Below are 14,180 nucleotides of genomic sequence, written 5' to 3' on the forward strand. Positions count from 1 at the left end.
GGCCCAGCAGTCACGCGGTTCGCCCAACAGCCGTTCTGCGGAAGGGCGTTGAAAGCAGAGCCCGCCGCTCACCTCCTTGCCCTGACTCCCGCCGGAAACCCGTGGACGCCCCGCCCGACGAGGGCGTCGTCGTCGGGGATGTCGAGCGGGCAGATCCCCCAGTCCCGGGCGATGGTCATGACGTCCTGCTCGTTCGGCATGGCGGCGTGCCACTCGTCCCAGTCGGACTCCTCCCACTCTTTCCAGCCGTCCTCGAGCCAACGCGTCCCTACCCCCGACTCCCGCTCGACGGCGGTCGGTTCGCCGAGATGGAAGGGCACGTCGCCGTGCGCGCCGTGATAGCAGTACGCTCGGACCAGCCGGCCCTCCTCCACGTTGGCCCAGGCGTGGCAGTCGCCGACACGGTCTGTGCAGAAGAACTGCAGGTCGCCCAGGCGGGCCGCGAGGGCGAGCAGCCAGTCGGGGAAGTCCGGGCCTTCGGGGCCACGACCCGGGGTGAGATCGATACGACCGTGGGCGAGGGTCCAGCCGTCGACGGGAGCGGCGACGTAGACGCCCTCGCGGTAGGCGGCGGCGGTGCCCTCGGTCCAGCCGGCCTCGCGCCGGCCGCCCAGCGCGAGCGCGTCGGCGACCTCCGCCACCGTGGCCCCGCGCACCGCGAGCCAGGACGTCTTGTACCCGAATCCCATGACCTGCTCCCCAACAGCGCCTGAACTCATTGCTTCCCGCTTCTGGTCCGCGAGACCTACCGGACGGTATACAGACCCAGTCGAAAGCGCGAGGGCCGCTCTGCGGAGCCGGCGCCGTGCGATGAACCGGCCTCAGGGGGAGGATCCATGGCGAACGGCACGGGTGCGGCGGGCGGGGCGAGAGGCCGGCGGGGAGCCGCCGTAGTGGGGGCGGCGCTGGGCGGTTGCGTCCTTGTCGCGGCCGCCACGGCACCTGCCTCCGCGCACTCCGCGGGACACGGACACGGCATCGACTACGTCGCCCTCGGCGACTCCTACACCTCGGGCCCCGGTATCCCGCAGCAGGCGGACGCCAACTGCGCCCGCTCCGACCACAATTACCCCTCGCTGGTGGCGGACGGGCGCCAGGTGAGCACCTTCGAGGACGTCAGCTGTGCCGGAGCGACGACCGCCGAGATGTGGCAGGCGCAGGGCACCAACGCACCCCAGCTCGACGCCGTGCGCCGGGACACGGACCTGGTGACGGTGCAGATCGGCGGCAACGACGTCGGCTTCGGCCCGATCATCAACACCTGCGCCCACCTGGCCGCCCAGGACCCGACGGGCAACCCCTGCGAGCGCTCGTACAAGGCGTCCGGCTACGACCAGCTGGCCCTCGCGATCGCACAGGCCGCGCCCAAGGTCGACCGGGTGCTGCGGGCCGTCCACGCGAGGGCGCCGCACGCGCGCGTGGTCGTCGTCGGCTACCCGGACCTGCTGCCCGACGACGGCAGCGGCTGCTTCCCGCAGGTGCCGTTCGCGCAGAAGGACTTCCCCTACCTCCGGGACACCGAGAAGCGGCTGAACCTGATGCTGCGCCTGGTGGCCGGGGTGAACCGGGCCGAGTACGTGGACACTTACGGCCCCACGGTCGGCCACGACATGTGCAAGGCGCCCGCGGACCGCTGGATCGAACCTCTCCAGCCGGCCGCGCCCGCCGCCCCGGCACACCCCAACGCCAAGGGAGAGCAGGTCATGGCACAGGCGGTGCTGAACAGTCTGGAGGAGGACCGCGGCCGCGACTGACCGGGCCGGGCGGGATTCCGCGGCGGGGCCGGTCTCACCGGCCGGGCGAACGCCCATGCCTGCCGGCCCGGACTCCATGGAGCCGAACCCCGTGGCGAGGCCGGGCTCCTGGCAGGGCTGGGAACACACGGCCGGCCCGGCCCCGCTAGGCCGGGCCGGGCTCCTGGCAGGACTGGGCCTCGTCGCAGGGGCCGGGGCGCCCCGGCCTTGGCCGGACCCGTTGCCCGCGCCGGACCCGTTGTCAGCGCCGGACCGCGCGGCGGGCGCGACCGGCCCCAGCGCGCCGCAAGGGTCGTCGCCGCGTGCCGGGCCGCCCTCGGCACCTGCCGTCGGTCCGGCCCGCGCACCGGGTCGGCCCGACCCGGTGCGCGCAGGCGCCCGCGGTTGTCTCAGCCGTCGAGCGCGCCCAGCACCACGGCCTGGGCCTCCTGCTGCACCCGGGCGAGGTGGTCGGGGCCGAGGAAGGACTCGGCGTAGACCTTGTACACGTCCTCGGTGCCCGAAGGGCGGGCCGCGAACCAGGCGTTCTCCGTGGTGACCTTGATACCGCCGATCGCGGCGCCGTTGCCGGGCGCCTCGGTCAGGACGCCCGTGACGGCCTCCCCGGCGAGCGTGTCGGCGGTCACCTGGGCCGGTGACAACTTGCCGAGCAGTGCCTTCTGTTCACGGGTCGCGGGCGCGTCGATGCGGGCGTAGGCGGGTTCCCCGAAGCGGGCCGTCAGGTCGGCGTAGTGCTCCGAGGGCGTCCGGTCCGTGACGGCCGTGATCTCGGAGGCGAGCAGGGCCAGGATGACGCCGTCCTTGTCGGTGGTCCACACCGAGCCGTCGCGGCGCAGGAAGGAGGCGCCGGCGGACTCCTCGCCGCCGAACCCGATGGCACCGCCGACCAGTCCGTCCACGAACCACTTGAACCCGACGGGAACCTCGACCAGTCGACGGCCGAGGTCGGCGGCGACCCGGTCGATCATCGTGGAGGACACCAGCGTCTTGCCGATGCCGGCGCCGGCCGGCCACTGGTCCCGGTGGCGGTACAGGTAGGAGATGGCGACCGCGAGGTAGTGGTTGGGGTTCATCAGGCCGGCGTCCGGGGTGACGATGCCGTGCCGGTCGGCGTCGGCGTCGTTGCCGGTGGCGATGCGGAACCGGTCGCGCTGCTCGATGAGGGAGGCCATCGCGTACGGCGAGGAGCAGTCCATGCGGATCTGGCCGTCCCAGTCCAGCGTCATGAACCGCCAGGTGGGATCGGTGTGCGGGTTGACCACGGTGAGGTCGATGCCGTGCTGTTCGGCGATGCGCCCCCAGTAGGCGACGGAGGCCCCGCCGAGCGGGTCGGCGCCGATGCGCACGCCGGCCGCGCGGATCGCGTCCAGGTCCAGCACGCTCGGCAGATCGCCGACGTACGCGCCGAGGAAGTCGTACCGCCGGGTCGTCTCCGCGGCGAGCGCCCGTGCGTACGGCACCCGGCGTACGTCCTTCAGGCCGCCGGTGATGATCTCGTTGGCCCGGTCCTGGATCCAGGAGGTGGCGTCGGAGGCCGCCGGGCCGCCGCTCGGCGGGTTGTACTTGAAGCCGCCGTCGGCGGGCGGGTTGTGGGAGGGGGTGACGACCACGCCGTCGGCGAGGCCGGAGGCGCGGCCGCGGTTGTGGCCGAGGATCGCGTGCGAGACGGCGGGGGTGGGCGTGTAGCCGTCGGCGCTGTCGATGAGCACGGTGACGCCGTTGGCCGCGAACACCTCCAGCGCGGTGACCTTCGCCGGCTCGGACAGGGCATGGGTGTCGGCGCCGAGGAACAGGGGGCCGTCGGTTCCCTGCGCCGAGCGGTACTCGCAGATGGCCTGGCTGGTGGCGGCGATGTGGTCCTCGTTGAAGGCACTCGCCAGGGACGAGCCCCGGTGCCCGGAGGTGCCGAACGCCACCCGCTGCGCCGGGTCGGCCGGGTCCGGGTGCAGTGCGTAGTACGCCGTGACCAGCCGGGCCACGTCGACAAGGTCCTCGGGACCGGCCGGCCGGCCGGCTCGCTCGTGCGGCATGAGTCCGTTCCTCCGCGTCGTCGGATCGATCGCTCACCGCCCATCTTTCCTCGTCAGGGCCCTGACACGCGAGTGGGCACCGGCCTATGATCCAGTGCTCCGATCTTCGCGCCGTTCTGCCGCCCGTACCGGGCGCCTTCCACAGACAGGCTTCAGCCGTGACCGCATCCGCCGCCCAGGCTCCTTGGTTCCTCGCGCGTTGCGCCCAGTTCGCCGTGGCAGTGGCGGCCGGCGGCGAACTGGTCCGCGCGCTGACGGCCCGTGCCCATCTGCTGCATCCGGAGACGACCACGGCGTCCGATTTCGGGCAGGTGTCGATGATCTTCGTGTACGTGGAAACGGCGACGATCGTGTTGTTCCTGGTGTGGTTCGCCCGCTGCCGGCGCAACGCCGACCTGCTCTCGCCCGGCCGGGTTCCCGGTTCCGTCACCTGGGCCGTCCTGGCCTGGCTGATACCGGTGTTCAACCTCTGGGTGCCTCGCGGGCTGGTGCAGGACGTCCACCGCGCGAGCGCGCCCGACGGCGCCGGCCCGGGCCGCTCGGACGCCCTGGTGAACGTGTGGTGGGCGGCCTGGATCGGACACGTGGTGCTGAACCTGGCGTTGGCGCGCCTGGGCGGCGGCACCTCGCTGCCGCTGCTCGTTGCGGCCCAGACCCTCGACGTCCTGGCCGCCGTGCTGGCGATCGTCCTGATCCAGCGCATCACAGCGCGACAGGCCGCCGGGCTGCGGACGGTGACTCCGGTGCCCGCGCCCGCCGGCCTGCCGCACGCCTCGTAGCGGCCGCCGGTCAGCCGATGTGGTAACTGTCCCCGTACACCTTCCAGTCGAGCGGGGTGTGCAGGTCGAGGTTGCCCTTGCGCAGGAAGACCCGCTGCTCGGTGTCGACACGGCTGGTGTCGCTGTGCGCCTCCTCCTGCTTCATGGCCCAGACCCGGGCGTCGAGGAAGGCGTTGAGGTACGTCGTCTCGTCGCCGCCCTGCGCCGGCGGCTTGGCGCTGCGCAGGGCGCGCCCCCGGATGTTGCGGAAGCTGGTCGGGTCGTCGCCGTCGCCGTGCATGACGATGGCGTCGTAGTAGCAGAACTGGCCGAGGGTGCGCAGACCGTCGGCCTTGCCCTGGGCGACCGCCGGGTTGAAGTAGACGCGGTCGCGCTCGTCGTTCTGGCACTGCTGGAACACGGTGTCCTGGGCGGCCTTGCGCCAGTCCTTGGGGTAGTTGGGGTCGAGGCCGCTGTGGGAGTCGGTGCCGTTGACCTTGCGCAGGGCGGGCAGGTACTTGGCGAGGACGTTGCCGGGCTTGCGGTCGGCGTACAGCTGGACCAGGTCGAGCATGTCGCCGGTGCCGGAACAGAAGCCGATGATGCCGGCGGTGTAGCCGCGGCCGTCGCCGATGTCCTCGATGTACTTGTACTGGGCCTTCCAGTCGAGCGAGGAGTTCTCCGCGCTCGACACCAGTTCCATGGCGATCTCCTTCTTCGCCGGGTCGTCGAGGCCCGACGCCGCCGCCGGGGCGGCGATCGCGCGCTGGGAGGCGAGCAGGGCGCCGGAGGCGACGCCGGCGCCGAGCAGGGCGACAACGGTCCGGCGGGATATGCGGGCGGGGGTTGCGGTCTCGCGGTCTGCGTTCACCACAGGGCTCCAAGCGGAAGTGGGGGGTGGGTAGTTGGTCCGGCTGATCCGCGTCCAACATTGGTAGGAAAGTTTCCTATCAAACACCCGACGGCTCGGTAACCGGGGTCGCGAGAAGTTCGTACGATCGAACGAGGCCGACTCGGACAGGCACGCCTCAGGTGCGCCGCGCCCCGTCCCGCTGCTGCACGAAGGCGTACAACTCCCGGGACACGGTGATCAGTTCACCCCGCTCCTCCCGCGAACCGACCATCGGCTGCGAACCCTTGAGCGGCACCTGGGCGGTCTCGGGCAGGAACTTCACCGTCAGCAGGCCGATGAACCCGGCCAGCATCAGGTAGTAGGCCGGCATCAGGTCGTCGCCGGTGGCCGTGACCAGCGCGGCGGTCACCAACGGGGTGGTGCCGCCGAAAGCGGACACGGCGAAGTTGAAGCCGATACCCATGGCCGCGTAGCGGACGGCGGTCGGGAACAGGGCGGGGAGCGTGGCCGCGCTCGGTGCGGCGAAGCACGCCAGCAGGGTCGCCAGCAGCAGCACACCGAGGATCGGCGGCCAGGTGCCGTGCGCCTTGATCAGCTGGAAGGCGGGCACGGCCAGCACGATCATCGCGGCGGCGGCCACGGCGTAGACCGGGCGCCGGCCGACGCGGTCGCTGAGCCGGCCGATGAAGGTGATCAGCACGACGATCCACAGCATGCCGACGAGCACCAGGAGGTCCGCGGAGCCGCTGGAGCGGTGCAGCGTCTCGGCCTGGTAGGTCGGCAGATAGCCGGTGACCATGTAGTTGGTGACGTTGTACAGCAGCACCAGACCCACACAGACGAGCAGTTCGCCCCAGTGGCTGCGGATGATGTCCTTGAACTCGCTGCGCGCCGATTCCTGCGCCACGGCCTTCTCGTGTTCGTCCAGCTGCTGCTGGAAGGCCGGGGACTCCTCCAGCTTGAGTCGCAAGTAGAGGCCGATCACGCCGAGCGGTCCGGCGATCAGGAACGGGACGCGCCAGCCCCAGGACAGCATCTGGTCGTCCGTCAGGGAGAGGTTGAGGACGGTGACCAGGGCCGAGCCGAGGGCGTAGCCGACGAAGGTGCCGAAGTCGAGCCAGCTGGAGAGGAATCCGCGCCTGCGGTCCGGCGAGTACTCGGCGACGAAGGTGGTCGCGCCGCCGTACTCCCCGCCGGTGGAGAAGCCCTGGACCATACGGGCCAGCAGGAGCAGCACGGGTGCGGCGATGCCGATCGTGGCGTACCCGGGGACGACTCCGATGGCGAAGGTGCCGACCGCCATCATGATCATGGTGGTGGCGAGCACCTTCTGCCGGCCGATCCGGTCGCCGAGCGGTCCGAAGAACAGGCCGCCGAGCGGCCGGACGACGAAGGCGGCGGCGAAGGTCGCGAACGAGGAGATGACCTGCGCGGCCGGGGAGGCGCCGGGGAAGAACACCTTGCCGATGGTGGCGGCGAGGTAGCTGTAGACGCCGAAGTCGAACCACTCCATGCAGTTCCCGAGCGCGGAGGCGCCCACGGCGCGCCGGAGCAGCGGCCGTTCGACGACCTGCACGTCGTCCTTGCCGAACGCCCGTTGGTTGCGGCGGAGCCTGCGGGTCAGCTCCTCGCGGACCTGGCGGGGCAGCCGTGCCACGGCCTGGGGCGTGCGCGGGCCGCCCCGGCTCTGCCGCTGCCGCTCCGAACCGGCACCGCTCCCGAGCGCCTCCTTCCCTCACGCCACGGGTCACCGCCTGCCCCGATGGCCGATTCAGAAACGGAACCGCTCAATCCCATCCGGTACGGCGGTTGGACTTGCGCGGCGCGCGGGAGCAGGGTGGACGGGCCCTTCCGCACGCGCAGGGGCGACTCCTACGGCACCACCACCCGGAGAGGACCCGATGACCCACGTCGCGGACCCCGCACGCTACGACGGCACCATGCAGTACCGGCGCACCGGTCGCTCGGGGCTGGACCTGCCCGTCCTGTCCCTGGGCTACTGGCACAACTTCGGCGACGACCGTCCCTTCGAGACCCAGCGCGAGATCGCCCTGCGCGCCTTCGACCTCGGGATCACGCACCACGACCTGGCCAACAACTACGGTCCGCCGTACGGCGCGGCCGAGCTGAACTTCGGCCGGCTGCTGCAGCAGGACCTCGCGCCGTACCGGGACGAGCTGGTGATCTCCACCAAGGCCGGCTGGGACATGTGGCCCGGTCCGTACGGGCAGGGGGGCGGCTCCCGGAAGTACGTGCTGGCCTCGCTGGACCAGTCGCTGCGCCGGATGGGCGTGGACTACGTGGACATCTTCTACTCCCACCGGCTGGACGCGACCACGCCGCTGGAGGAGACGATGGGGGCGCTCGACACGGCCGTGCGCCAGGGCAAGGCGCTGTACGTCGGCATCTCCTCCTACGACGCCGAGCGCACCCGGCAGGCGGCGGCGATCCTGCGGGAGCTGGGCACCCCGCTGCTGATCCACCAGCCGTCGTACAGCATGGTCAACCGCTGGATCGAGACCGACGGCCTGCTGGACGCGGCCGAGGAGGAGGGTTTCGGCGTCATCGGCTTCACGGCTCTCGCCCAGGGCCTGCTGACCGGCCGCTACCTGGCGGGCGTGCCGCAGGACTCGCGGGCGGCCCGTGGCACGTCGTTCGACGCCTCGTGGCTGACGGACGACATGCTGCAGCGGCTGCGCGCCCTGAACGCGATCGCGGCGCGGCGCGGCCAGACGCTGGCGCAGATGGCGCTGGCCTGGGCGTTGCGCGACCAGCGGGTGACGTCGCTCGTCATCGGGGCCTCCCGCACCGAGCAGCTGGAGCAGAACGTCGCCGCGCTGGAGAACCTCCGGTTCGACGCGGAGGAGCTGGCGGAGATCGACAAGTACGCGACCGACGGCGGCGTGGACCTGTGGCGTGAGGCGCGGCTGGGACAGCTGGGGTGATGGAGACTGCCGGTTCTTCCAGGAAGCAAAATTCAGTGAGAATCGACACAGACATTCGGAATAAAGCAGACATAATGGATGTCATACAGACAGCGTTGTCAACGCGGACGACAGCGCCCTCGTGTTCTCGCGTGACTTCCAAGGAGCCGCTTCCTCTATGGCACACGGAGCCCACCGCAGCCCCCTTCTGCCTCCCCAGCCCGACCTGAACCTCGCCCGCGACTGCGAGGTGTGTCTCGGCTGGGGCACCCTCGTCACCCGCGACGGGGACCACGAACTGTGCCATATGTGCCAGGGCGTGCCCGATGACGACGGCTCCGTCCGCCCCCGCTCGTAGGTCCCGCACCCCCGCCCCACCCGCGACGCGTCCGGAACCGGCAGGCTGATCGCCGCGACGTACCGTGGAGGCATGGCCGCCCCTCCGCTTCCGGGTCCACTGGCGCATCTGGCGCCGCTGCTCGGCCACTACGGCTACTGGGCCGTGGGGGCCGTGGTCCTGGTGGAGGACTTCGGAGTGCCCGCGCCCGGCGAGACGATCCTGCTGGCGGCGGGGGTGTACGCGGGCACGGGGCGGCTGAACGTCGCGGCCGTGGCGGTCATCGCGTTCGCCGCGGCCGTCGTCGGGGACAACATCGGCTATGGGATCGGCCGGCTCGGCGGGCGGCCCTTCGTGCACCGGTGGGGGCGGTACGTCTTCCTGACGCCGAAGCGGTTCCAGGCGGCCGAGGAGTTCTTCGGCCGGCACGGCGGCAAGATCGTGACCGTGGCCCGGTTCATCGAGGGTCTGCGCCAGGCCAACGGCATCATCGCCGGCACCACGGGCATGCACTGGCGCCGCTTCCTCGCCTTCAACGCGCTGGGCGCGGCCCTGTGGGTCGGTCTGTGGACGACTCTGGCCTACCTCGTGGGAAGCCACATCACGGCCGTCTACGACGAGATCTCGCGGTACCAGCTCTACGTCCTCGTCGCCGCCGGCGTGCTGATCGCCGCCCTCGTCGTACGGCACCTGCGGCGGCGGCGCCGCGAGGCCTGACCCGCTCCGCTCCGGCCGCTCAGCCGCCCCCGGAGCCCTGGGCGTGCAGGTACTCCAGCGCGTCCTGCACCACGGTGCGCCGGTACCAGGACAGCCAGGCGGCCAGATCATGGGCCAGGCCCTCCAGATCGGCCCCCTGACCGGGGTGCAGCCATGCGCCCGGCTCGACGCGGTGCAGCGTGATCACTCCGTTGCAGTCGCCGCCGTCCGTCGTCATCGGCACGCTGTGCAGCGCACGGCTGCCCACCGCCAGCGCGGCGCGACCCACCGGGTGACCGGCCATCTCGGGGTCCGCGGCCACGTCCGCCACGGTCACCGGCCGGCCCTCGGCCTGTGCCCGGGCGCACACCGCGGGCGGTCCGGCCACCAGCGCGAGGCAGTCGCGGTAGGCGGCGTCCAGTCCGTGGTGGGCCTCCAGCGCGAGCGCCTCGTCCTGCACCCTGTCGGTCAGATGGATCTCGGCCGCGTCGGCGTCCCCCAGCGTCACCACCGCGTACAGGGCCGCCCTCAGCACCTGCTGCCGGTCCCGCAGATCGACCGGGTCGGCCCGGGGCAGCCCCAGGGCGGGCGGCGGGGTGCGCCGGCGGCCGGGGAACCACCGCTTTTCCGACAGCGGCGGCGGAGCGGTCACCACGGCCGAGGCCACCACCCGCAGCGGCACGTTGTACTGCTGGGAGGCCGCGCGCAGCAGGGTGAAGGCGTCGGCCGGTGCGGGCAGAGAGTAACGGGCGATCAGGATGCCCTGGGCCATGCCGATGATCCCGCTGGTGCGGGCCTTGGCCCGCAGGCCGAAGACCTCGCCGGGAGTTTCCCCGGCCTGGTACGGCTCGGGCTGCGGGGTCCGGCTCGTGGGCACACTGCTCACGGTGGCCAAGGCCCCCTCCAGACTCGGGTACAGACGGATGCCCGGCAGGGGTGTCGTGGTGAGCACGCGGCGGACCTGAGGGGTGGCTCCGGTGACCAGGACGGGGCCGGCGGCGCGGTGCCGGGTGTGGACGTCGAGGGTGTGCACCGCCGTGCTGCTCACGTGGCGCACCCCGGACATGTCGAGGACAAGTCGGAGCCCCCGTTCGTCGGCCCGCCTCAGCCTCAGGTCCAGTTCGCGGCCGAGCACCACGGCCCCGTCGGCGTCGAGAACCCCCGACAGTCGCAGCACCACCGCCTGCTCGGTCACCGGCTGCACGGTGACCGTGGCTTCTCCCGTCACAGGGCCTCACCCACCGACATCGGCTCGCAGCCCTCGCCGTCTCCTCAGCGCCGCTTCCTCCACCTTGTTCCCTCGCGCGACGAAATGGCAAGCAACCCGACCCGGCGCGATGAGGGCTCACCCGGCCCGAGAGGGGCGGGTCACGGTGGTTTGCCCGCGTGCCGGCGGCGCACACTGGAGGGGAGACCGCGGCCCGAGGTCGTATGGTCCGGGGCTCCCCCGGTTCGGAACAGTGCTGGGGGAGCTTCGCCGTGTCCGGACCTCCGGCGCCCAGTCCGACGTTCAGGGCGAGGTGCGCGTGGGGAGGGCCTTCGCCGCTTGGCCGGCCCCCGCCTGCCGGGGGTCGTCGTCGGCGCGCTCGTGGCCGCCGCGCAGGGCGGAGGCGAGCGCGGAGACCAGGGCCATGCCCGCGGCCACGGCGAAGACGATGGTCAGGCCGTGGTGGAAGGGCCCGGAGACCAGCTCCGGGAAGAAGGTGTGGCCGGTCAGGGTGGCCCGCTGGGCGGCGGTCAGATGGTCCAAGGTGCCGCTGTCGCCGAGCAGGTGGCCGACGGGGTTGTCGCCGAGGAACGTGGCGAACAGGGTGCTGACGGGTGGCAGTGAGGCCACCTCGTGCGCGGTCGAGGCGGGCACGCCGTGCGCCTGAAGTCCGCTGCCGAGCGTCTTGGGCAGGGTGCTCGCGAGGCCGGAGACCATCAGCGAGAAGAAGACGCCGATGGACAGGGCCGTACCGGAGTTCTGGAAGGTGGAGCGCATCCCGGAGGCCACACCCCGGTAACGGGCCGGCACGCTGCCCATGATGGAGGAGGTGTTGGGCGAGGAGAACATGCCCTGACCGAGGCCGTTGAGCAGCAGCAGCGTCGCGAAGACGCCGTAGCCGAAGTCCACGGGGAGGACCAGCAGGCCGAGGAAGGACCCGGCGACGACGATCAGTCCGGCGGTGGAGAAGAGGCGGGCGCCGAAGCGGTCGGACAGATAGCCGGAGAGCGGTCCGGCGACCAGGAAGCCGAGGGTGAGCGGCAGCATGAAGATGCCGGCCCACAGCGGGGTGTCCGCGAAGTCGTAGCCGCGCAGCGGCAGCCAGATGCCCTGCAGCCAGATGATCAGCATGAACTGCAGTCCGCCGCGGGCGATCGCGGTGAGCAGGGCGGCCAGGTTGCCGGCGGCGAACGCCCGCACCCGGAACAGCGACAGACGGAACATGGGCTCGGCGACCCGCGTCTCGACGAGGCAGAACACCAGCAGCAGGAACACGCCGCCGATCAGGCCCGTGAGCACCCAGGGGTTGGTCCAGCCGGTGGGGTGGCCGCCGTAGGGCTGGATGCCGTAGGTGATGCCCGCGAGCAGGATGCCCGCGCCGGAGGCGAAGGTGAGGTTGCCGAGCCAGTCGATCTTGCCGCGGCCGCCGGCCGAGGTCTCGCGCAGGCTCAGGTACGACCAGACGGTGCCGGTGACGCTGACCGGGACGCTCACCCAGAACACCGCCCGCCAGTCGACCGCGGCCAGCAGGCCGCCGGCGAGCAGCCCGAGGAACTGCCCGGCGAGCGCGGTGATCTGGTTGATGCCGAGGGCCATGCCGCGCTGCCGGGCCGGGAAGGCGTCGGTGAGGATCGCGGCCGAGTTGGCGGTGAGCATGGAGCCGCCGAAGGCCTGCACGATCCGCCACAGGATCAGCCACAGCGCGCCCGCACCGGCCCGGAACGGGTCGAGGGACAGGGCGACGGAGGCGCACGCGAAGACCAGGAAGCCCAGGTTGTAGATGCGGACCCGGCCGAACATGTCGCCGAGCCGGCCGAGCACGACCACCAGGACGGCCGAGACCAGCAGATAGCCGAGGATCATCCACAGCAGGTAGCCGATGTTGCCGGCCGCGAGCGGGTCCAGTCCGATGCCGCGGAAGATCGCCGGGAGCGAGATGATCACGATGGAGGCGTCCATCGTGGCGATCAGGACACCGAGGGTGGTGTTGGAGAGCGCGATCCACTTGTAGCCGGGACCGGGGGGCGTGGCCCTGAGGCGGGCCGAGCGGGCGAGGAGGCTGCCGCGTATGCCGGCGGCGGGCGCGGGGCCGGTCACAGCCGTTCCGCCAGCCGGTCGAGCAGGGGCAGCACGTCGTACAGGGCCTGCCGTTCCTGCGGGGTGAACTCGTCCAGGGCGTGGGCGAGGCGGCTCACGGACTCGGAGCGGCGCTGCTCCAGCATGGTCCGCCCCTCCTCGGTGATGGAGACGATGGCCCGGCGGCCGTCGGCCGTGTCGGGAGTACGGCTGACCAGTCCGCGTTGTTCGAGCCCGGCGAGGGTGCTGGCCATCGCCTGCGGCCGGACGCGTTCCAACTCGGCGAGCGAGCCGGGCGAGTCCGGACCGGTACGGGCCAGCCGGGCCAGCACCGAGACGCCGGACAGCGTCACGTCGCCGACCGCGTGCGCCTGGCGCAGTCGGCGGACGATCCGGCCCATGGCCAGCCGCAGTGCGGCGGCGAGTGCAACCGTGTCCATGATTACTAACGATAGGTTTATCAGTCTGGACTGTTCAATCAAGAGTAAGTAATCAGATCGCGTCGAGGGATGTCCGTAATTTCCTGTTTGGGTGGCGGTTCAAGGGCAATCCGACTGTGGACGGACCCGCACAACGTTGGGATGTGAGACTCGATGGCAGGCAGCCAGAAGGCCAAGGCCAAGAAGGAGCAGGCCAAGGGGAGGGCCAAGGAGGCCGTCGGCCGCGCCGTGGGCAACGAGCGGATGGAGGCCGAAGGCCGTATGGAAGGCGCGCGCGGCGACGCACGGCAGGCCAAGGAGAAGACCAAGGACACCTTCAAGCACTGAGTCGCGTGCAAGCACCGAGCCGCGCCACGACGGCGGCTCCCCCGACTCCGAACGGGTCCGGGACATCCGGCGGGCGCTGGTTTCCCGGACCCGTTCCGCCGTGCGCACACCCTCCCCGCGGCCTTTGGCCAGGGGCTCGCGGGAAACCGGAGGATCCGCGGCCTACGTCCCCTTGACCGACGGTTCAGCGGGTATCCGCGCAAGGACGGGGCGGTCCCGTCTGCACAGGAAGGGCTCCCAGCGCCGCACGAAAAGGGCAACGACGTATGGACATCCCGCTCGGGACGCACATCAGGACGCAGGCCCGGCCCGCGCTCCTGCGGCACAGCCGTACCTGGGACGACGCCGTGGCCGGCATCGGCGAGGCCAGAGACGCCGTCGCCGCCCTGCTCGCCCGGGTGCGGCCCGCGCCACCGCGGCGCTCGGTCCAGGACGCCCGGCTCGTCGCCAGCGAACTCGTCACCAACGTGGCCAAACACGCCCCCGGCCCGTGCACCCTGAGCCTGGAAGTGCTGCCCGACGCCGGTGCCCTGTCCATCACGGTGTCGGACACCTCCACCGACGCGCCCCAGCCACGCCCTCCCGATCCCCGCCGGGTCGGCGGACACGGGCTGCACCTCGTCGCCATGCTCTCCCGCGCCCTCGAGGTGACCCGGCTGCCCCACGGCAAACGGATCACCGCCACCGTGCCGCTCACCGCCGAGAAGAGGTGAGCCCCCTCACGGGCGAGCTGTACGCCTACCGCGACGACGCGACCGGACCGGCCGGCTGCGCGTGT

At 71.7% G+C, this 14,180-nt stretch carries 14 protein-coding genes; 7 read left to right on the forward strand and 7 right to left on the reverse strand.

What is annotated here, in order from left to right:
* Positions 1-68: 68 nt before the first annotated feature.
* The gene (locus ACIBJF_RS26910) at positions 69-689 is read right to left on the reverse strand and encodes a hypothetical protein (protein WP_399177428.1); all 621 of its coding nucleotides are present in this window, start codon (positions 687-689) and stop codon (positions 69-71) included.
* A 147-nt stretch (positions 690-836) separates the two neighbouring features.
* Here ACIBJF_RS26910 and ACIBJF_RS26915 point away from each other — a divergent pair, with 147 nt between their 5' ends.
* Positions 837-1,754, forward strand: coding sequence for an SGNH/GDSL hydrolase family protein (locus tag ACIBJF_RS26915; protein ID WP_399177430.1), 918 nt, complete (start codon positions 837-839; stop codon positions 1,752-1,754).
* 389 nt (positions 1,755-2,143) lie between these two features.
* Here ACIBJF_RS26915 and pgm read toward each other — a convergent pair whose 3' ends face one another.
* Entirely contained in the window at positions 2,144-3,784 is a 1,641-nt protein-coding gene (gene pgm / locus ACIBJF_RS26920; protein WP_399177432.1) for a phosphoglucomutase (alpha-D-glucose-1,6-bisphosphate-dependent), read from the reverse strand.
* A gap of 158 nt (positions 3,785-3,942) precedes the next feature.
* Between pgm and ACIBJF_RS26925 the strand changes: the two genes are divergently transcribed.
* A complete protein-coding gene (locus tag ACIBJF_RS26925; protein WP_399177434.1) occupies positions 3,943-4,563 on the forward strand; it encodes a DUF4328 domain-containing protein in 621 nt (206 codons plus the stop codon).
* A gap of 10 nt (positions 4,564-4,573) precedes the next feature.
* On the opposite strand, the gene ACIBJF_RS26930 is transcribed toward ACIBJF_RS26925, so the two are convergent.
* A complete protein-coding gene (locus ACIBJF_RS26930) occupies positions 4,574-5,416 on the reverse strand; it encodes a chitosanase (RefSeq protein ID WP_399177436.1) in 843 nt (280 codons plus the stop codon).
* A 154-nt stretch (positions 5,417-5,570) separates the two neighbouring features.
* Positions 5,571-7,052, reverse strand: a complete 1,482-nt coding sequence (proP, locus tag ACIBJF_RS26935; RefSeq protein WP_399177438.1) for a glycine betaine/L-proline transporter ProP — start codon at positions 7,050-7,052, stop codon at positions 5,571-5,573.
* 244 nt (positions 7,053-7,296) lie between these two features.
* On the opposite strand from proP, the gene mgrA reads away from it, so the two are divergent.
* From mgrA to ACIBJF_RS26950, 3 genes are all read left to right on the forward strand, one after another.
* Positions 7,297-8,340 carry an L-glyceraldehyde 3-phosphate reductase gene (gene mgrA / locus ACIBJF_RS26940; protein WP_399177440.1) on the forward strand — a complete coding sequence of 348 codons (1,044 nt, stop codon included), beginning with the start codon at positions 7,297-7,299 and terminating at the stop codon, positions 8,338-8,340.
* Between the two features lie 157 nt (positions 8,341-8,497).
* On the forward strand, positions 8,498-8,677 hold the full coding sequence (locus ACIBJF_RS26945) for a hypothetical protein (RefSeq protein WP_399177442.1): 180 nt from the start codon (positions 8,498-8,500) through the stop codon (positions 8,675-8,677).
* A gap of 72 nt (positions 8,678-8,749) precedes the next feature.
* On the forward strand, positions 8,750-9,373 hold the full coding sequence (locus tag ACIBJF_RS26950) for a DedA family protein (protein ID WP_399177444.1): 624 nt from the start codon (positions 8,750-8,752) through the stop codon (positions 9,371-9,373).
* Between the two features lie 19 nt (positions 9,374-9,392).
* Here ACIBJF_RS26950 and ACIBJF_RS26955 read toward each other — a convergent pair whose 3' ends face one another.
* The 3 genes from ACIBJF_RS26955 to ACIBJF_RS26965 form a co-directional block, all read right to left on the reverse strand.
* Positions 9,393-10,580 (reverse strand): ANTAR domain-containing protein, encoded by a 1,188-nt coding sequence (locus tag ACIBJF_RS26955; protein ID WP_399177446.1) that lies wholly within the window; start codon positions 10,578-10,580, stop codon positions 9,393-9,395.
* 282 nt (positions 10,581-10,862) lie between these two features.
* The gene (locus ACIBJF_RS26960) at positions 10,863-12,656 is read right to left on the reverse strand and encodes an MFS transporter (protein ID WP_399177448.1); all 1,794 of its coding nucleotides are present in this window, start codon (positions 12,654-12,656) and stop codon (positions 10,863-10,865) included.
* Positions 12,653-13,075, reverse strand: a complete 423-nt coding sequence (locus ACIBJF_RS26965; RefSeq protein WP_399177450.1) for a MarR family winged helix-turn-helix transcriptional regulator — start codon at positions 13,073-13,075, stop codon at positions 12,653-12,655. The genes ACIBJF_RS26960 and ACIBJF_RS26965 overlap by 4 nt, the downstream gene beginning before the upstream one ends.
* A 153-nt stretch (positions 13,076-13,228) precedes the next feature.
* Between ACIBJF_RS26965 and ACIBJF_RS26970 the strand changes: the two genes are divergently transcribed.
* Together ACIBJF_RS26970 and ACIBJF_RS26975 are read left to right on the forward strand one after the other, a co-directional pair.
* The gene (locus ACIBJF_RS26970) at positions 13,229-13,402 is read left to right on the forward strand and encodes a CsbD family protein (RefSeq protein ID WP_399177452.1); all 174 of its coding nucleotides are present in this window, start codon (positions 13,229-13,231) and stop codon (positions 13,400-13,402) included.
* 266 nt (positions 13,403-13,668) lie between these two features.
* Complete coding sequence (locus ACIBJF_RS26975) at positions 13,669-14,115, forward strand: ATP-binding protein (RefSeq protein ID WP_399177455.1); 447 nt, start codon at positions 13,669-13,671, stop codon at positions 14,113-14,115.
* Positions 14,116-14,180: the final 65 nt, after the last annotated feature.

This window comes from Streptomyces sp. NPDC050743 (assembly GCF_044456925.1).
Classification (GTDB): Bacteria; Actinomycetota; Actinomycetes; order Streptomycetales; family Streptomycetaceae; genus Streptomyces.

What these genes read in the sequence shown, in the direction of transcription:
- ACIBJF_RS26910 (WP_399177428.1), bottom strand. Translation starts at nt 689, where the DNA reads ATGGGATTCGGGTACAAGACGTCCTGGCTCGCGGTGCGCGGGGCCACG.
- ACIBJF_RS26915 (WP_399177430.1), top strand. Translation starts at nt 837, where the DNA reads ATGGCGAACGGCACGGGTGCGGCGGGCGGGGCGAGAGGCCGGCGGGGA.
- pgm (WP_399177432.1), bottom strand. Translation starts at nt 3,784, where the DNA reads ATGCCGCACGAGCGAGCCGGCCGGCCGGCCGGTCCCGAGGACCTTGTC.
- mgrA (WP_399177440.1), top strand. Translation starts at nt 7,297, where the DNA reads ATGACCCACGTCGCGGACCCCGCACGCTACGACGGCACCATGCAGTAC.
- ACIBJF_RS26945 (WP_399177442.1), top strand. Translation starts at nt 8,498, where the DNA reads ATGGCACACGGAGCCCACCGCAGCCCCCTTCTGCCTCCCCAGCCCGAC.
- ACIBJF_RS26950 (WP_399177444.1), top strand. Translation starts at nt 8,750, where the DNA reads ATGGCCGCCCCTCCGCTTCCGGGTCCACTGGCGCATCTGGCGCCGCTG.
- ACIBJF_RS26965 (WP_399177450.1), bottom strand. Translation starts at nt 13,075, where the DNA reads ATGGACACGGTTGCACTCGCCGCCGCACTGCGGCTGGCCATGGGCCGG.
- ACIBJF_RS26970 (WP_399177452.1), top strand. Translation starts at nt 13,229, where the DNA reads ATGGCAGGCAGCCAGAAGGCCAAGGCCAAGAAGGAGCAGGCCAAGGGG.
- ACIBJF_RS26975 (WP_399177455.1), top strand. Translation starts at nt 13,669, where the DNA reads ATGGACATCCCGCTCGGGACGCACATCAGGACGCAGGCCCGGCCCGCG.